13 protein-coding genes are annotated in these 18537 nt (G+C 64.5%); 4 read left to right on the plus strand and 9 right to left on the minus strand.

All coding sequences use genetic code 11. The annotated features are described in order from the left end of the window. Nucleotides 1–531 precede the first annotated feature (531 nt). Nucleotides 532–2511 carry a M23 family metallopeptidase gene (locus ABID26_RS25970; protein ID WP_292302655.1) on the plus strand — a complete coding sequence of 660 codons (1980 nt, stop codon included), beginning with the start codon at nt 532–534 and terminating at the stop codon, nt 2509–2511. Between the two features lie 56 nt (nt 2512–2567). Here ABID26_RS25970 and ABID26_RS25975 read toward each other — a convergent pair whose 3' ends face one another. Continuing rightward, the gene (locus ABID26_RS25975) at nt 2568–4124 is read right to left on the minus strand and encodes an MFS transporter (protein WP_292302632.1); all 1557 of its coding nucleotides are present in this window, start codon (nt 4122–4124) and stop codon (nt 2568–2570) included. Nucleotides 4125–4285: 161 nt separating this feature from the next. Between ABID26_RS25975 and ABID26_RS25980 the strand changes: the two genes are divergently transcribed. Then, nucleotides 4286–4918: a TMEM175 family protein gene (locus ABID26_RS25980; protein ID WP_126097740.1), complete on the plus strand. Its 633-nt coding sequence runs from the start codon at nt 4286–4288 to the stop codon at nt 4916–4918. Here the strand turns inward: ABID26_RS25980 and ABID26_RS25985 are convergent. The 8 genes from ABID26_RS25985 to ABID26_RS26020 all read right to left on the minus strand — a co-directional run bounded on the left by ABID26_RS25985 (nt 4892) and on the right by ABID26_RS26020 (nt 17119). Then, nucleotides 4892–6427 carry a L,D-transpeptidase family protein gene (locus ABID26_RS25985; RefSeq protein ID WP_126097739.1) on the minus strand — a complete coding sequence of 512 codons (1536 nt, stop codon included), beginning with the start codon at nt 6425–6427 and terminating at the stop codon, nt 4892–4894. The two genes, ABID26_RS25980 and ABID26_RS25985, sit on opposite strands and share 27 nt — an antisense overlap. Nucleotides 6428–6569: 142 nt before the next feature. Then, nucleotides 6570–6929, minus strand: coding sequence for an MmcQ/YjbR family DNA-binding protein (locus ABID26_RS25990; RefSeq protein ID WP_126097738.1), 360 nt, complete (start codon nt 6927–6929; stop codon nt 6570–6572). A 225-nt stretch (nt 6930–7154) separates the two neighbouring features. Further along, complete coding sequence (gene clpB / locus ABID26_RS25995; RefSeq protein ID WP_292302634.1) at nt 7155–9761, minus strand: ATP-dependent chaperone ClpB; 2607 nt, start codon at nt 9759–9761, stop codon at nt 7155–7157. A 234-nt stretch (nt 9762–9995) separates the two neighbouring features. Further along, a complete protein-coding gene (locus tag ABID26_RS26000; RefSeq protein WP_292302635.1) occupies nt 9996–11018 on the minus strand; it encodes a DUF4167 domain-containing protein in 1023 nt (340 codons plus the stop codon). 309 nt (nt 11019–11327) lie between these two features. Continuing rightward, nucleotides 11328–12203 (minus strand): peptide chain release factor N(5)-glutamine methyltransferase, encoded by an 876-nt coding sequence (prmC, locus tag ABID26_RS26005; protein WP_292372997.1) that lies wholly within the window; start codon nt 12201–12203, stop codon nt 11328–11330. An 89-nt stretch (nt 12204–12292) separates the two neighbouring features. Then, nucleotides 12293–13372 carry a peptide chain release factor 1 gene (prfA, locus tag ABID26_RS26010; RefSeq protein ID WP_292302637.1) on the minus strand — a complete coding sequence of 360 codons (1080 nt, stop codon included), beginning with the start codon at nt 13370–13372 and terminating at the stop codon, nt 12293–12295. 139 nt (nt 13373–13511) lie between these two features. Further along, complete coding sequence (ptsP, locus tag ABID26_RS26015; protein WP_126097733.1) at nt 13512–15782, minus strand: phosphoenolpyruvate--protein phosphotransferase; 2271 nt, start codon at nt 15780–15782, stop codon at nt 13512–13514. Nucleotides 15783–15865: 83 nt separating this feature from the next. Continuing rightward, complete coding sequence (locus ABID26_RS26020; RefSeq protein WP_192257662.1) at nt 15866–17119, minus strand: aspartate kinase; 1254 nt, start codon at nt 17117–17119, stop codon at nt 15866–15868. Nucleotides 17120–17342: 223 nt separating this feature from the next. Here ABID26_RS26020 and ABID26_RS26025 point away from each other — a divergent pair, with 223 nt between their 5' ends. Together ABID26_RS26025 and ubiG are read left to right on the plus strand one after the other, a co-directional pair. Continuing rightward, the gene (locus tag ABID26_RS26025; RefSeq protein WP_292302638.1) at nt 17343–17639 is read left to right on the plus strand and encodes an antibiotic biosynthesis monooxygenase family protein; all 297 of its coding nucleotides are present in this window, start codon (nt 17343–17345) and stop codon (nt 17637–17639) included. A gap of 131 nt (nt 17640–17770) precedes the next feature. After that, nucleotides 17771–18520, plus strand: coding sequence for a bifunctional 2-polyprenyl-6-hydroxyphenol methylase/3-demethylubiquinol 3-O-methyltransferase UbiG (ubiG, locus tag ABID26_RS26030; RefSeq protein WP_059187918.1), 750 nt, complete (start codon nt 17771–17773; stop codon nt 18518–18520). The last annotated feature ends 17 nt before the right edge of the window (nt 18521–18537 follow it).

Raw genomic sequence — 18537 nt, forward strand, 5'->3', positions numbered from 1 at the left:
CAAAGAACAGACATCGCAGACGCGGTGTCGTGGCCCTTACGCTTGCGGCTTCGGGGCCCTTCGAGTGTCGCTCACGCGGCTCTCTTGAATTTCGCCCAACTTCCCGCGAACCTCAGAAGCAAACTTCTTCGTCGCCAGCAGCGTCGCCGCCGTCGTTGGTGAGGCGTATATAGTCGGGGGTTACTCGAACCGTCAACACCGATTTCGAACTTTTTTGAATTTTTTGCGACGAATTTTTCGACGGCTATTTTTCGTAGCCGGCTGCCCTGGCGGCAGCCCCAGAGCCATCCACACGGGGCCCTATTGCCGCCGCATTGAGGTTCGACACCGGACATACAAGGAAGGCGCGCGCATACGCGTGAGAGCCTTCACAACAGACGACAAGAGCACGCGTTTGTAAGAGACGTGTGCGTGGGGATAACGGCCCAGGCTTGCCGCTTCGTTTGACTTCAACGGCCGCGACAGGCAAATGTCATGGCCACAACGAACAACGACAAGCCGTTTCGCCCGGGGAAGAAGCAGCCTTTCTGGATGCCAGACGCGGAAGATGTCATAGCCGAACTCGGTAACGAGCCGCCGCTGATTGCGGACGGCCGCAGCGGTCCGCCTGACCGCCGCGAAGTCTCGGCGCGTTGGCTTTCGGGCACTTTCCTGACCGGCGTGACCTCGAGCGTGCTGATGGGCGTGGCCTTGTTCGCGGCGCTTGACGGCCGCCAGCAGCTGGCGACGCCGCCGGAAATCGCCGAACTCATCAACCTCGCCAGCGGCGGCGACGATTCCGGCGAGCAGGCCAAGACTACCAGGCTGGTCGCGCCGCGCCAGATCGCCAGGGCCAAGGACCGACGGCGCATGGAAGTGTCGATGGTCACCAAGGTCGGCGACCGCGACGTTATCCACACCATGCCCTTCGTGCAGATCAAGATGGCGCTCGCGGCCGGCCACACCACCAACCGCCCCTATCCGCCCTTCGACCCGTTGCAGGTCTTCGGCGACGACGGCGACGACAACGCCCAGCCGGCCACCGCCACCGCGGCCGCCGGCCAGATCTACGGCGCCAAGGTCGAAAGCGAGATGAGCCTGAAGACGGTCGATTTTCCGATCGAGACGGCATCCTTCGACGAAAAGAGCGATCTCTCCGCCGACGAGGTGGAAAAGGTGGTGCGCGAGGCCGGCAACGGCTTGAGCGACGGCGCCGTCCAGGTGGCGGCGCTTCATTATGTCGACCCGCAGCGATTCGGCGATGCTTTCGCCGAGAGCATGGCCGGCTCCTACGACGTCAAGATCACGCCGGAGAACGTCTCGGTGTCGGCGCGCGCCACGCCGGACGACCAGGCGCCGGCCTTTGCCGAGGAAATCATCCCTTTCACCCAGGATACGGACATCGCCGAGGCCTTCGCCGACTCGGGCTACACCGGCGACGACGCCACCGGCATGGCTGAAGCGATCGGCAAGCTCTTGAACGCGACGGCGCTCAAGGCGGGAACGGTGCTGCGCGTCGGCCTCGAGCTGCGCGGCGACATCGCCAAGGTGGTCCGCACCAGCGTTTACGACCGCACCACCCATATCGTGACCATCGCGCTCGACGATCGCGGGCAGTTGGTGCCGGCTCAGGAGCCGGCGCCCAATCCCGAATTGCTGACGGCATTCGATGATTCGCCGCCGGTGGTGGTGCGCGGCAACCTGCCCAATGTCTATGACGGCATCTATCGTGCCGCCTACTCCTACGGCATGTCGAAATCGATGACGCAGAAGCTGATCAAGCTTCTTGCCTCGGATGTCGATTTCCAGTCGCGGCTTTCGCCTTCCGATCGTCTGGAGGTGTTGTTCTCGCAGCCTGACGGCGACGACCAGACTTCCGACAGTTCCGAGCTTCTCTACGTCTCGGCCACCTTCGGTGGACAGATGCGGAATTTCTACCGCTTCCAGATGCAGGACGGCAGCACCGACTATTTCGACGAGAACGGCAGCAGCGCCAAGCAGTTCCTGCTGCGCAACCCGCTGCCCAACGGGCGCTTCACCTCCGGCTTCGGCGCGCGGCGGCACCCGATCCTCGGCTATGTCCGCATGCACACCGGCACCGACTGGGCCGCTCCGATAGGATCGCCGATCATTGCCGCCGGCAATGGCGTGGTCGAGAAGGCCGGCTGGGCCGGCGGCTACGGCAAGCAGATCATCATCCGCCACGCCAATGGCTATGAAACCTCCTACAATCACCAGAGCGCCTTCGCCAAAGGCATCGAGCCTGGCGTTCATGTCCGGCAGGGCCAGGTCATCGGCTATCTCGGCCAGACCGGCCTCTCCACCGGTCCGCACCTTCACTACGAGCTGATCGTCAACGGCACCAAGGTCGATTCGATGCGCGTGCGCCTGCCGGTCGGCAAGGTGCTGAAGGGCGACGATCTCGTCGCCTTCAAAAAAGAGCGCGAGCGCATCGACGACCTGCTCAAGCAGGAAGACGGAAATTCGCTGAAGGTCGCCAGCGCCAAGACCGAATCGCAGCTTCCCAACTGAGCAATTCCAGGAAAAGTGTGCAGCGGTTTTCCGTCCGGAATTGCGAATAAACCACTCTAATCGCGCGAATCATCCGTTTGCTGCGGCCACGGCAGCGCCTGTCCAGGCACGGTGAACCAGGCGACGATCGACGACAGCAGGCAAAGCAGCGTCGTGACGGCGGCAACCGCGGCAAAAGCCGAATCGCTTGCCGAAATCCTCAATGCGTCGAGATCGGCAGCGAGCCCGGACGTGGGCGGTTCGCCGAAACCGGGCATGCCGGTGGAATTGCCGGTCAATCGCGCATAGACGAAAGCCGCGAGCGAACCCATTGCCGCCACCGCGATCAGCCCGCCGATGCGCGAAACGGCGTTGTTGATGCCCGACGCCGCGCCCGTGTCCTTGTCCTCGACGGAAGTCATGATCGCCGTCGACAGCGGCGACACCACCAGCGCCATGCCGAGACCCATCAGCGCCATCAGCGGAAAGGTGCCGGTCCAGAAATTATGGATGCCGGCATGGGCGAGCAGCGCCATGCCGGCAAAGGCGATGGCGACCACAAAACTGCCGGCGGCGATCGGCAGGCGCGGGCCGATCTTGTCGGACCACTGGCCGACCGGCCCCGACAGCAGCGCGATCAACGCCGACAGCGGCAGGAAGATGAAGCCGACCTCGGCCGAGCTCAGTCCCCAGCCTGCGATCAGAACCATCGGCAGGTAGAACAGGTTCGCCGACAGCGCGAAATAGAGGAAGAAGGTCGCGAGATTGGCGCCGGCGAAAGCGCCGATGCGAAACAGGCCGAGATCGATCATCGGCTCGCGCTGCCAGCGCTCATAAAGGATGAAGACGAAAAGCAGCACCACGCCGGCGACGATCGCCGGCCCGGCCATCATCCCGCCGCCCTCCGCGTTCATCGCCGTCAGCCCGTAGGCCAGCGACCCGAAGGCGAGTGTGGCGAGCCCGGCGCCGCCGAGATCGAGGCTGCGCTTTTCGGTCGGCTGGTCGGCCGGGATCTTGACGAGCAGCAGATAGATCGAAACCAGTCCGAGCGGCAGGTTGACGGCAAAGATCGCGCGCCAGACACCGTTGCCGAAGGTCGACAGCACGAAGCCGCCGAGCACCGGGCCGAGCGCCGTCGTCAGCGCCGAAGCAGCCGCCCAGATGCCGATCGCCCGGCCGCGCTCTTTCTTCGGGTAGGCCTTGGCGATGATGGCGAGGCTGCCCGGCACCATGATGGCGGCGCCGATGCCTTGGATGGCGCGGAAGCCGATCAGCACCGCCGGATTGGGCGCCAGCGCGCAGGCAAGCGAAGCGGCGATGAAGAGCGTGATGCCGGTCACGAATGCGCGCCGCAGTCCGAACCGGTCGCCGGCCGCACCCCCTGCCAGAATCAGCGCCGAAAGCGTCAGCGCGTAGGCGTTGGAGATCCACTGCGCTGCCGCCAGGCTGGCGCCGAGATCGACGCGCAGCGCCGGCATGGCGATCGCCAGGACCGAACCGTCGATGAAGCCGAGCGCCGAGGCCAGGATCGCCGCGACCAGCACGAACTTGCGCCGCGTCTGCGGGCAGAACGTGCCGTTCGCGCGCTGCGCGGTCGAAAGCGAATCGGCGGTAGCTTCGTTCGAGGATGACATGAAAACCTGCTTAGCTCTCCGGCCCATTCCCAACAACGAGCCAGAGGATTGCTGTTCTTGAAACCAGATTGCACTGGCCGCATGGCGAGGTGGTTGCCAGTCTTGATGCAAACCGACAGTTGCGTGCTAGGTTCCCACATTATGCGCAAAAGGGGGAAAGCATGAAGCGACCGCTCGAACCGTCAGCCGAAGGGCGCGGGCGCATCGTCGGCATAACCGACGGCGTCTTTGCCATCGCGCTCACCTTGATCGTGCTCGAGATCAGGGTGCCGTCGCATGAGGCGGTGCGCTCGGAAAGCGAACTGCTTGCGGCTGTCCTGGCTCTTGCGCCGCGCTTCCTGACCTATGCGCTGAGCTTCCTGACGCTGACCATCTTCTGGTTCGGCCAGCAGGCGCAGCACAGCCTGATCGCCAAATCGGACCGGCGACTGGCGACGCTCAATCTCAGCTTTCTCGCCTTTATCGCGCTGTTACCGTTTTCCACCGACTTGCTGGCCGATTTCCTCGAATTCCGGATCGCGGTGCTCGTCTACTGGCTGAACCTTCTGATGCTCGGCGCCACGCTGTTCGCCAGCTGGTGGTATGCCGACAGGAATGGCATGCTGGCACAGGACGTCGATGCGGAAACGAAGCGTGTCGTCTATCAGCGCATCGTCAAGGCACAGATCCTGTGGGCGATCGGCACGGCACTTTGCCTCATCACCCCGCTGGCGAGCATCGCCTTCATTTTGCTGGTGCAGCTGATCTATGCCGCCGCACTGCGCGGCTCATTGCTGCGTAAAATCATCGGTTGAGGTCCCGCCAACATCCGCGATCGTTGGTCCGCCGACGAATTCCACTGTGACGCCTGGCGACACCAGCTTGGCGAGTTCGCGCGCGTCCCAGTTGGTCAGACGCACGCAGCCATGGCTCTCGGTCTTGCCGATCTTGGAAGGATCGGGCGTCCCGTGGATGCCGTAGGTCGGCTTGTCGAGCGCAATCCAGACCGAGCCCACGGGACCGTTCGGTCCGGGCGGGATGGTCAGGATCTTGTCGTTCTGGCCTTGCTTGAAATTGATGTTGGGATTGTAGGTGTAGTTGGGGTCGAGCGCGATGCGCGACACGGTATGGATACCGGTAGGCGACGGCGTGTCAGCCGAGCCGATTGTGGCCGGATAGGCCGCGACCAGCTTGCCGCCCGCGTCATAGGCGAAGACTTCCTTCTTGTCCTTGTCGGCGACGATGCGGGCAACCGGCGTCGACACCAGCCTGCCGAAATTGGCGACCTTGACGATCGTGCCGGGGCGGTTGAAGTCGAGCCCTTTGTTGATCGACTTCAGGTAGTTCTCGTCCATGTGGAAGCGCTCGGCGAGCGCCTCGGTGACCGAGGTGTAGCCCATGCGGTCGAGCTTGGCCTTCTGGCTGTAATCTTCCGGGATCGAAGCGACATAGGGACCGGCCGCGTCTTCGGGCGTGATCGTATAGGAAGCGAAGGCATCGCCGCCCGACTGGGCGAGCGCCGCCTTGATGCCGACTGCGTCGGTCGATTTCAGATTGCTGCCTGTGATCTGGTTATAGGCGGCCAAAGCCTTATCGACATTCGAGCCGAAACGGCCGTCGATGACACCCGGCGAGGCACCGCCGCGGTCGAGCAGCACCTGAAGTTCGGCCACGTCCTGGCGCACGCCGAGCGACAGCGACGGGTCGACGGTGGCCTTGCCGCCGGTGTCCGGCGGCAGCGCGGCCTGCGTCTCCGGATTGGTCTGCAGCACTTCGCCTTGGCCAGGCTGCGCCGGATCGATCGATGCCTCGTTCAGAGGCTGGCGCTTGATGGTGTCAGACTCGGGCACCTCCGGATAGGTGGTTGCATAGCCTTCATCATTGTTGGGCGCCGGCGGATAGGCATCGACAGAATTATCGTCGTATTCGTCGACCGGCGGCGGAATGACCCTGCCGTTTTCTTCCAGCTGCTTGCGGCGGAAGCGGGCCATGTCGTCGGGGTTGTCGAGATAGTAGCGGTCGTCGTCCTCGACCGGCGCGCGCCCGAGCTCCTGCATCCGCAGCTGGCGGCGCAGCGCCCGGCGGTCGAGCCTGCTCTGCGGCGGCTGAATGGCGATCACCTTGCCAGTGTCGGCGTCGACAAGCACCCGGTTGCCCCTGGCATCGTAGTAGATGTCGATGTTGCCGTCCTGGGCGAGCATGATCGCGCCGTGCTGCGCGTGCCTAACCGGCAACTGCGCGCCGTCCGGACTCGGCGCCGCGAGCGCGCCAGAAGAGACCAGCCCGGCCGCGAGTGCCGAAAGGGAAAAGATCGTGCGCAGCATGAGGGTCAGACTCTCCGGGCGACTTGGGTTTTGGCAGGCGACCCCTTCGCCAGCAAACCAGTTACCAAAATTAAGGTTCCAATATGAACCGGGCATGAAGATGGCGGATTTCCGGCGTTTCACCATGATCCCGAACCGAATGTCAGCCCAGGCCCAGTTCGCTGCGTGCCAGTCTCGTCAGCTTCAGCTTAACCAGGCGATGGCTTTCGCGCAGATAGTCCTTCAGCGCGGCATCATCCACGCTCTGGCTTGTCTGGCGCTGGATCCATTTCATGCCGCGCGAGGCAAGGTAAGGCGCGGGCCGGCAGCCCGGCTGTTCCTTCAGCACGTCAAAGGCCATGTCGGAGCATTTGAAGGTGACGAAGACTTGGCCCTCCCGGTCGTGCCCGCCGATCGCGAACACCTTGCCGCCGACCTTCCAGACGTGAGCGCCGCCCCACTGCACGACATGCGTCGCGGCAGGCAGCGAGGCGCAGAAGCCGTTATAGTCCTCGAGCTTCACGAATCGCCCCTTTCCGATAACTAAAGCATGTCTCCCGAAAGTGGGCCCGGTTTCGGGACGAAGACATGCTTAAAATCAAGAACCTAAAGCAGGCCGCGTGAATCCTTTTTCACGCGACCTGCTTTAGGATCGGTATCGGTTTTGCGATATGGCCCTGTCGAAAAGCAAGAGCGCGCGGCACCGATCCGGCGCCACGCGCTCCCGTTCATACGCTGGAGCTCGAATTCAGGCGGCGACTTCGGCCGCCACCACGGTCGGCTTCGAGCGGAAGTTCAGGCGATCGGAGCCGGCGGTGACCTTGACGGTCGAGCCGTCGAGGATTTCGCCGAGCAGGATCTTCTCCGCCAGCGGGTCCTGCAGTTCCTTCTGCATCACCCGCTTCAGCGGCCTCGCGCCATAGGCCGGATCGTAGCCCTTGGACGCCAGCCACTCGATCGCGTCGTGATCGAGCGACAGCTCGATCTTGCGGTCGACAAGCAGGTTCTCCAGGCGCTTGAGCTGTATCTCGACGATGCGGTCCATGTCCTGACGGCGCAGCCGATGGAACAGGATCACCTCGTCGACGCGGTTGAGGAACTCCGGCCGGAACGAGGCCCTTACCACGCTCATCACCTCGTCGCGCACGGCATCGACATCCTGGTCGTCGCGAAGATTGACGAGATATTCGGCGCCGAGGTTCGAGGTCATGATGATCAGCGTGTTGCGGAAGTCGACCGTGCGGCCCTGGCCGTCGGTCAGCCGGCCGTCGTCGAGCACCTGCAGGAGCACGTTGAACACGTCCGGATGCGCCTTCTCGATCTCGTCGAACAGCACGACCTGGTAGGGCCGGCGCCGCACCGCCTCGGTGAGCGCGCCGCCTTCCTCATAGCCGACATAGCCGGGAGGCGCGCCGATCAGCCGGGCAACGGAGTGCTTCTCCATGAACTCCGACATGTCGATGCGCACCAATGCGTTCTCGTCGTCGAACAGGAAGGCGGCGAGCGCCTTGGTGAGCTCCGTCTTGCCGACGCCGGTCGGGCCCAGGAACATGAACGAGCCGATGGGCCGGTTCGGATCCTGCAGACCCGCGCGGGCGCGCCGCACAGCTTTCGACACCGCCTGCACCGCCTCGCCCTGGCCGACGACGCGCTTGCCGATCTCGTCTTCCATGCGCAGCAGCTTCTCGCGCTGTCCCTCGAGCATCTTGTCGACCGGGATGCCGGTCCAGCGCGACACGACATGGGCGACGTGGTCGGGCGTGACCACCTCTTCCACCATACCGGCCTTGCCGTCCTGAGCCTCGGCTTCCTTGAGCTTCTTCTCCAGCTCCGGAATCTTGCCATAGGCAAGCTCGCCGGCGCGCTGGAATTCGCCCTTGCGCTGGGCAATCGCCAGCTCGTTGCGCATCTCGTCGAGCTGCTTCTTCAGGTCGGCGGCAAGCCCGAGCTTCTGCTTTTCGGCCTGCCACTTCGCGGTCAGCTCGGTCGACTGCTCCTCGAGGTCGGTGAGTTCCTTCTCCAGCTTCGCCAGCCGGTCCTTCGAGGCGTCGTCCTTCTCGACCTTCAGCGCCTCGCGCTCGATCTTGAGCTGCATGATGCGGCGGTCGATCTCGTCCAGCGCCTCGGGCTTGGAATCGACCTGCATCCTCAGCCGCGACGCGGCCTCGTCGACCAGGTCGATCGCCTTGTCCGGCAGGAACCGGTCGGCGATGTAGCGGTTGGAAAGCGTCGCGGCCGAAACCAGCGCCGAGTCGGAGATGCGCACCTTGTGATGCTGCTCGTACTTCTCCTTCAGGCCGCGCAGGATCGAGACGGTATCCTCGACCGTCGGCTCGTCGACGAAGACGGGCTGGAAGCGGCGGGCAAGCGCGGCGTCCTTCTCGACATGCTTGCGGTACTCGTCGAGCGTGGTCGCGCCTACGCAGTGCAGCTCGCCGCGCGCCAGCGCCGGCTTCAAAAGGTTCGATGCATCCATCGCGCCGTCCGCCTTGCCAGCGCCGACCAGCGTGTGCATCTCGTCGATGAACAGGATAATGTTGCCGTTGGTCGAGGTGACCTCGTTGAGCACGGCCTTCAGCCGCTCCTCGAACTCGCCGCGATATTTGGCGCCGGCAATCAGCGCGCCCATGTCGAGCGCCATCAGCTGCTTGTCCTTCAGCGATTCCGGCACGTCGCCATTGACGATGCGCAGCGCCAGGCCCTCGGCGATCGCCGTCTTGCCGACGCCGGGCTCGCCGATCAGCACAGGATTGTTCTTGGTGCGCCGCGACAGCACCTGGATAGTGCGGCGGATCTCGTCGTCGCGGCCGATGACCGGATCGAGCTTGCCCGAGCGGGCGTCGGCGGTGAGGTCGCGGGCGTATTTCTTCAGCGCGTCATAGCCCTGCTCGGCATTGGCCGAATCGGCGGTGCGGCCCTTGCGCACGTCGTTGATGACCTGGTTCAGCGCCTGCGCGGTGACGCCGGCCTTGGCCAGGATGTCGGCGGTCTTGGCCGACTTTTCCATCGCGAGCGCCTGCAGCAGCCGCTCGACGGTGACAAAACTGTCGCCGGCCTTCTTGGCCAGCTCCTCGGCGGTCGAGAACACCTTGGCGAGCGGCTGGGCGAGATAGAGCTGGCCGTTGCCACCTTCCACCTTGGGCATGGCTTCGAGCGCCGCCTCGACGCCGAGCTTGACGTCGCGGACACGACCGCCGGCGCGCTCGATCAAGGACGCGGCAAGGCCCTCGTCATCGTCGACGAGCACCTTCAGCATATGTTCGGGAGTGAATTGCTGGTGGTTGCGCGAGAGCGCCATGGTCTGCGCGGACTGGATGAAACCGCGCACGCGCTCCGAGTATTTCTCAAGATTCATATCTGTCTCCTTCCATCACCGGCCCGCTTTGCGGCACCGGATCAGATTGCGGTGACGGACCCGCCCATTCGAGCCGAGTCCTGTTCGGGCGAGATATGGTGCGGGGATGACAGGCTCTCAAGACGTCTGGATCTCGACCGCCGCATATTATTCCATGAGCGCGCAAACAAAAACGGCGGAGATTTCTCTCCGCCGTTCGAATGCTTGAAAATGGACTTGGATCAGTTGCCGGGATCAGTTGTTTGCGTCGGCGATCGCCGGTTCGCTGGCGCCACCCGCCGGTTCGCTGGCGACGCTCTCGCTCGGCGCCGCACTTGTCGTTTCGGCGGCAGTGGCGACCGCGTCGTTGCCGCTGTTCGCGGCGTTGCCGCCATCGGCGGGGCTGTCCGCGCGGTCGGCACTGCCTTGTTCGGCATTGCCCTGCTCGGCGCTATAGCCCTGCTCGGTATTGCCGCGTCCGCGGCGAGGACGTCTCTGCCGGCGCCCGCCGCCATTGTCCGCGACGGCTTCGTTGCGCTCGGCCTGGGCGGCAAGCGCTGCCGGCGAGAAACTGTCGAACGGCGCAGCCGCATCAGCCGCGGAGCCGGCTTCGGCGGAAGCCTCAGACTGCACCTGCGCCTCGTTGCGGCGGTTCTGGTCGAGCTGCTGGCTGCCATGTTCGCCGCGCTGGCCTCCATCACGCTGGCCCCCATCACGCTGACCATTGTCGCCGCGCTGGCCATTCTGACCGTACTGGCCATAGCCGCCATTGCGGCGGTCGCGGTGCCTGTCGCGGCCGTTGTTGTCGCGCCTGTTGTTATCGCGGCCGCTTTCCTGATTGAAGCCGAGCTCGGCCGGCGTGCCTTCGATCACCGGCTGCGGCCCGGAGCCGTTCGCCGCCTGCGCCTCGCCGGCATTGGTGTTGCCGGCATTTTCGAACTCGTCGCGATCCTCGTCGACGTCATCGTCAAAATCGTCGCGGTTCTGCTGGGCGTTCTGGATCGGCATTTGCGCCTGGGCGGCGGCAATGATGCGATTGTAGTGTTCGGCGTGCTGGAGGTAATTCTCCGCCATCACCCGGTCGCCGGAGCTTTGCGCGTCACGGGCGAGTGCGGCGTATTTTTCGGCGATCTGCTGAGCCGATCCGCGGATCTTCACGTCCGGACCGTTGCTCTCGTAGTTGCGCGTCAGGGGATTGGGTCCCTTGCGGTTGTTGTTGCCACCGCCGCCATTGTTGTTGCGACCGCGCATGCGCCTGTTCTGCTGTTGTGGCCTCATTCGACTCTCTTCATGTGAAATTTCAAAACTGTTCGCGAACGGTGGCGCTCATGCAGCCGCCCGTTTCGCTTTTTCACCGGCGTTCGCCCGCATCGATTGCGTTGGCGCCACGTGCCATCCTGTTCCGGTTACATCACTTGCCGGACGATTCCCGCACGAAGCATGGGCGTCGTTTGCGCAAGGAGGCAGCTATTTCCAAGGAAAACCGAATCGCTAAGAGCACTGCCTGCTTCGTCTCATCCGGTCAAGCCGGAACCTAGCTGCATTCCCTAATGTTGCCAAGCGTTTTTTCGCACTGCATCAGGGGTTTCAACGCTTAAACACCAGAACCCTGTCGTTTCCGCCAAGATCGCGCCGCGCTTCCGCCAGCCTGTAGCCGGCTGCCGCGAAGATTGCGGTGACCTCGTCTTTTTGCGTGTAGCCGATCTCGACCGCTACCTTGCCCTGTGCTTCCAGAAACCCTTCCGCCTCTCCGGCGATGATCCTGTAGGGGATCAGACCGTCCACACCGCCATCTAGGGCCCGGCGTGGATCGAAATCGCGGACCTCGTCCTGCAGATTTCCAATGTCTCGACTGGGTATATAGGGTGGGTTCGCGGCAATTACATGGTACCGGCCCGAAACTTTTTCGAACCAGTTGGAATTCAAGGCGTTGAAGCGCCCGCCGAGCCCCAGATCCTCGGCGTTTCGCGTGGCGGTTGCCAGCGCGCCGGGGGAAATATCGACGCCGGTCGCGGTCGCGGCGGGAACGGCGCTGAGCAGCGCCAGCGCGATGGCGCCGGTGCCGGTGCCGAGATCGAGGATACGGCATTCGCCGAGCCTCTCGGCCGTTGCCTTGGCGAAGGGCAGAACCGCGTCGACCAGCGTCTCGGTGTCCGGACGCGGCTCCAGCGTGTCCGGCGACAGCGACAGCCGCAGCCCGTAGAATTCGCGATAGCCGAGGATGCGGTGCACCGGCTCGCCTGCGACGCGACGTCTCAGGGCCGCCTCGATGGCCGCAAGCGCCGTAGAACCCACCACTCGGCCCGGTTCCGCGATGGCCTGGGCGCGTGTGGTTTCGGAAAAATGCTCGACGATCAGCCTGGAATCGAGCGCCGGATCCGCAACGCCGGCCGCAGCGAGCCGCGCCCTCACCGCGCGCAGCAGCGGGCCTAGAGCGGGATGCAAATGGGTCGAGTGGGGCATCCCGCTCTATCCCTTTGTTTTAGCCGCATTTGTGCGACGCCAAGTGATTCCACTTGGCTGCAAAATGCTCAAGCGTGGCAGGCAGCACGTCAGCCATCAATGCCCATGTCGGCAAGCAGCTTCGACTGATGGTCGGCGATCAACGCATCGACCACCTCGTCGAGCTCGCCCATCATCACCCGGTCGAGCTTGTAGAGGGTGAGGTTGATGCGGTGATCGGTGACGCGGCCTTGCGGAAAATTATAGGTGCGGATGCGTTCCGACCGGTCGCCCGAGCCGACCTGCGACTTTCGCGACTCCGAGCGCTCTTCGTCGGCGCGGCTGCGTTCGAGGTCGTAAAGCCGTGCCCGCAGGATCTGCATCGCGCGCGCCCGGTTCTGGTGCTGCGACTTCTCCGCCTGCACCACCATGATGCCGGTCGGCAGATGGGTGATGCGCACCGCCGAATCGGTGGTGTTGACGTGCTGGCCGCCGGAACCGGAAGCGCGCATCGTATCGATGCGGATGTCCTCGGGCCGGATATCGATATCGACCTCCTCGGCCTCGGGCAGCACGGCGACCGTCGCCGCCGAGGTATGGATCCGCCCGCCGGCTTCGGTTTCCGGCACGCGCTGCACGCGGTGCACGCCGGATTCGAACTTCATATGCGCGAACACGCCCTTGCCGGATACCGAGGCGATGATTTCCTTGTAGCCGCCAACCTCGCCTTCGCTGGCCGAGACGACCTCGAAACGCCAGCCGCGCGAGGCGGAATAGCGCTCATACATGCGAAACAGATCGCCGGCGAACAAGGCCGCCTCGTCGCCGCCGGTGCCGGCGCGGATTTCGAGGATGGCGTTCCTGTCGTCGGCGGCATCCTTGGGCAGAAGCAGGATCTGGATGTCCTTCTGCAGCGCCTCGATGCGCTCCTCGACGTCGGGCAGGTCGGCCTCGGCCAGCGCCCGCATGTCGGCATCGGTGGCCTTGTCGGCGAGCATCGCTTCCAGATCGGCCTGTTCCTGCTCGGCGGCGCGCAGCGCCCTGATCTTGCCCACCATCTCCTGGATATCGGCATATTCCGAGGCCATCTTGACATAGGCATCGGCCGACGGCCCGGCCGACATCTGCGCTTCGAGCATGTCGAAACGCTTGACGACTTGATCCATTCGGTCGCGGGGCAGGTTGATCATGGTCTTGGAACTTCGATGCAATTCACGTCAGGGCGAGTCGAAAATGGCGAGTTTCGAGGACCGGAGCGGAATGTGCATTTAGGTACATGAGCACCGGAAGCGCAGAAAATCGCCATTTGCAGACCGCCCTCACGTGAATCTATAGCGGAATGGAGCGGTCGTCGGCAAAGGCTTGCAGCAGCGCCCGCATCGGCGTCCCTTGGGCCGGCGCCATCAGATTGTCCTTGAAGAAGGCTTCCAGCTCCCGCAGCGGCAATTCCGTCAGCATCGCCTTGACCGGGCCGATCGAGGCCGGCGACATCGAGATCGAGCGGAAGCCGAGGCCGATCAGTGCCATCGCCGAGATCGGCTTGCCGGCCAGCTCGCCGCAAAGCGTCACCGGCGTATGGTTGCGCGCGCCGGCATCTGCGATCTGCTTCAGCACGCGCAGGAACGGCGCCGACAGCGTGTCGAACCGGTCGGCGAGCTGCGTGTTGCCGCGGTCGACCGCCATGATGAACTGGAAAAGGTCGTTGGAGCCGACCGAAACGAAGTCGACCGCCTTCATCAGCTCGTCGAGCTGGAACAGCAGCGACGGCACTTCCAGCATCGCCCCAAGCTTGAGGCTGGTCGGCAGATGATGCGCGAAACGCGACAGATGCCGCACTTCGCGGTCGATGATCTCGCGCGCCTGCGCGATTTCCGACAGCTCGGTCACCATCGGCAGCATCAGCTTCAGCTCGCGGCCGCCGCAGGCCTTGAGCAGCGCGCGGATCTGGGTCCTGAGCAGGCCGGGACGGTCGAGCGTGAGGCGGATCGCCCGCCAGCCGAGCGCCGGGTTCTCCTCCTGCAGCGCGCCCTTGAAGTAGGGCAGCACCTTGTCGCCGCCGATATCGATGGTGCGGAAGGTGACCGGCTTGCCGCGCGCGGCGTCGAGCACGTCGCGGTAGAGCCGTTCCTGCGCCTCGGCGCGCGGGAAGGTCGAGGCGACCATGAACTGCAATTCGGTACGGAACAGGCCGATGCCGGCAGCCCCCGACTCCGTAAGCTGCGGCAGGTCGACGGCGAGGCCCGCATTCATCAGGAGATCGACCTGGACCCCGTCTTTGGTCAGCGACGGCTTCTTGCGCAGCTCCCGGTAGACCTCCTGCCGCCGCGCCCGGAAGCGAACCTTTTCGGCATAGGCGGCCTCGAGGTCGGACTGCGGGCGAAGGTGGATGGTGCCTTCCTCGCCGTCGACGATGATGGCGTCGCCGTTTTCCGCCATCGAGACGGCGCCCTTGACCTGCCCGGCGACCGGGATGCCCATGGCGCGGGCGACGATGACGACATGGCTGGTCGCAGCACCATCCTCAAGCACCAGGCCGCGCAGCTTGTCGCGCGGGTAGTCTAGCAGCTCGGCCGCACCCATCGAGCGGGCGACGATGATGGCGTCCTTGGGCAGCGAGGCCGCGACGTCCTCTGGTCCGCGTCCCATCAGCTGGCGCAGCAGCCGGTTGGCGAGATCGTCGAAATCGCTCATCCGCTCGCGCAGGTAGGGGTCGGTCATGTGCAGCATGCGGGCGCGCATGTCGCTCTGCACCTTTTCCACCGCGGCTTCCGCCGTCAGGCCGTTGCGGATCGCCTCTTCCAGCCGGCGCACCCAGCCGCGGTCGTTGGCGAACATCCGGTAGGCCTCGAGCACCTCGCGATGCTCGCCCTCGAAGGCGACGTCGCGGCGCTCCAGCATGTCGTCGATGGAAAGCCTCAGCGAGCCGAGCGAACGGTCGAGGCGGCGGACCTCCTCCTCGCTGTCTTCGTTGAACAGGTTGGTGACGACGATACGCGGCTCGTGCAGCACGACATGGCCTAGCCCGACGCCTTCGTTGAAGGAAAGCCCGGTGAAGCTTGCCGGGCGGCTGAGGTCGAGTTCGAGCCCCGGCCGGGTCAGCCGGGCGAGATCGCCAGTGGCGATCATCTCGGCGATCACCATCGCCGTCGTTTCCAGCGCCTCGACCTCGTCGTCGCGATAGTGGCGCATCGTCTTGTTCTGCACCACCAGGACACCCAGCGTGCGCCCCGCCCTCAGCACCGGCACGCCGAGGAAGGAGTTGTAGATCTCCTCGCCCGTCTCCGGCAGGTAGGCGAAGGCCGGGTGCTCCTGGGCGTTGGAGAGATTGAGCGGCCGCGCACTGGCAGCAATCGTGCCGACCAGACCCTGGCCAAGCCGCAGCTGAGCGAGGTGGACGGCGTTGGGGTTGAGACCTTCGGTGGCGTAGAGCTCGAGCACCGAATCGGCGCGCAGCACATAAAGCGAGCACACCTCGGCGACCATGTTGGAGGCGATGTCGCGCACGATGCGGTCGAGCCGCTCCTGCGGCTCCAGCGGCTCCTGCATGAGCTCGCGGAGCCGTTTCAGCAGAACGCGCGGGCCACCGGCCATGTCACGCATCGCGGCTTCTTCTCCAATGGGCACTGTGCCCGCCGCAGTTTCTCTCGCGGCCGGCGCTCACGCAACAACTGACTCAGTTCTTGCTATTGCTTATCGAGCCCGTAGACGGAATGCAAAGTACGAACTGCAAGTTCCGTATAGGGACCGTCGATCAGTATCGAGATTTTGATCTCGGACGTGGTGATCGCCCGGATGTTGATCGCCTTGTCGGCCAGCGCCTTGAAGGCGGTGGCGGCGACGCCGGCATGGCTGCGCATGCCGATGCCTATGACCGAGACCTTCGACATGCCGGCTTCCGACTGCACGACGTCGTAGCCGACATCGGCCTTCAGCCGCTCAAGCACCGCCAGCGCCTTGTCGACGTCGCCGGAAGGCACCGTGAAGGTCATGTCGGTGAACTTGCCGTCCTCGGAGATGTTCTGGACGATCATGTCGACATTGATGTTGGCCTCGGCCAGCGGGCCGAAGATGCCGGCGGCAACGCCCGGGCGGTCGCCGACGCGACGCAGCGAAATCTGCGCTTCGTCCTTGGCATAGGCAATTCCGGTGACGACCTGCTGTTCCACGATCTCTTCCTCGTCGCAAATAAGCGTTCCGGGCGGATTGAGCAAATCCCCCATTCCGGGCGCGTCGGGATCGTCGAAGGACGACCGCACAAAGGTACGCACCCTGTGCACCATGGCAAGCTCGACCGACCGCACCTGCAGCACCTTGGCGCCGAGCGAGGCCATTTCGAGCATTTCCTCGAACGAAATCTTGGCCAGCCGGCGGGCTTTCGGCTCGATGCGCGGGTCGGTCGTATAGACGCCGTCGACATCGGTATAGATGTCGCAGCGGTCGGCCTTGACCGCGGCCGCGATCGCCACAGCGCTGGTGTCGGAGCCGCCGCGGCCGAGCGTGGCGATGCGGTTGTCCGGCCCGATGCCCTGGAAGCCGGCGATGACCGCCACCTGACCCTCGCCGAAGCGCTTGATCAGGAACGCGCCGTCGATATCGAGGATACGCGCCGCGCCATGCGCGTTGTCGGTCTTGATCGGGATCTGCCAGCCCTGCCAGGAGCGGGCATGCACGCCCATGTTCTGCAGCGTGATTGCCAAAAGACCTGCGGTGACCTGCTCGCCGGAGGCCACGACGGCATCATATTCGCGCGCATCGTGCATCGGCGATGCCTCACGGGTCCAGGCGACAAGCTCGTTGGTCTTGCCGGCCATCGCCGAAACCACCACGGCGACATCGTGGCCCGCATCGACCTCGCGTTTGACATGGCGCGCCACATTGCGGATGCGGGCGATGTCGGCGACCGAAGTTCCGCCGAATTTCATCACGATGCGCGCCATGGGAGCGAGATGCCTTTGACTGAAGCCGGCTCAGGGCCGGAACGAAAAGATGCGCCCGGCAAGGCCGAGCCGCGGAAATGCGCGGCCTCCTTAACCAAAACATCAAAGCTTCGCAAGCGATGGCGGGATAAGAGAGAGCTCTGGCCGGGAGCGCGGTCTCCTGACAGATCCCTGCGGCCTTTGTGCGATAAGGTCGAAGAAAACGCACCCTATGGAGGAATTCATGACCGAGACGCTGGAAATCGTGACCTTCCGCCTGAAGCCGGAGGCTGCGGCCGATTTTGTCGCCCAAAATGGCGTCGTCACGGACTGGCTCGCGCGCCAGCCCGGCTTTCTCAGCCGCCATCTCGGCGAGCGCGACGATGGAAGTTGGGTCGATGTCGTGCGCTGGGAGAGCCTAGAACAGGCCCAGGCGGCGGCGCAGCGCATCATGGCCGAGATCGGCGATTGCCAAGCGATGCGAGCGATCGAGCCGGCTAGCGTCAGCATGAGCCATGCCGCGGTTGCGCTGTCGAGGTGACGGCAATCGTCTCCTGGTAAGGTTCCGGGCGGCTCGCCGGCAGCAGTGGAAAAAACCTGCCTTGACTTTCTTCGCCGGGGACCCGACTTCCTAGCGTCCCCGACTTTCCAGCGTTCGAGGAGACCCGCTTCATGCCAGAGCCCCGCCGATCGACCATAGATGCCGGAGAAGTCGAGCGCTTTTCCGCCCTTGCCGCCGAGTGGTGGAACCCGAACGGCAAATTCCGGCCGCTGCACAAGTTCAATCCGGTGCGGCTGGCCTATATCCGCGACCAGGTTGCCGCGCGCTTCGGCCGCGATCCGCGGGCGGCGAGGCCCTTCGAGGGCCTGCGCTTCCTCGACATCGGCTGCGGCGGCGGGCTTTTGTGCGAGCCGATGGCCCGGCTTGGAGCCGAGGTGGTCGGCGCCGATGCGTCGGCCACCAACATCGAGGTCGCCAAACTGCATGCGGCGGAGGCGGGCGTCAGCATCGACTATCGCGCCACCACGGCCGAGGCGCTGGCCGATGCCGGCGAGACATTCGACGTCATCCTCAACATGGAAGTGGTCGAGCATGTCGCCGATGTCGATCTGTTCGTCGCCAAATGCGGTGAGATGGTGCGGCCCGGCGGCATCATGTTCGTCGCCACCATCAACCGCACGCTGAAGGCGCTCGGCCTTGCCATCATCGGCGCCGAATATGTGCTGCGCTGGCTGCCGCGCGGCACCCACCAGTTCGGCAAGCTGGTGCGGCCCGAGGAACTGGCAAAGGCGCTTGTCGCGGCGGGCCTCACGGTCATCGACCGCACCGGCGTGATCTACCATCCATTGGCCGACCGCTGGCAGAAGTCCAAGGACATGGACGTCAACTACATGGTGCTGGCCGAAAAGGCCTCGGTCTGATCGGTCGCGCCGCCGCC

Source organism: Mesorhizobium shonense (assembly GCF_040545255.1).
Taxonomy (GTDB): domain Bacteria; phylum Pseudomonadota; class Alphaproteobacteria; order Rhizobiales; family Rhizobiaceae; genus Mesorhizobium; species Mesorhizobium shonense.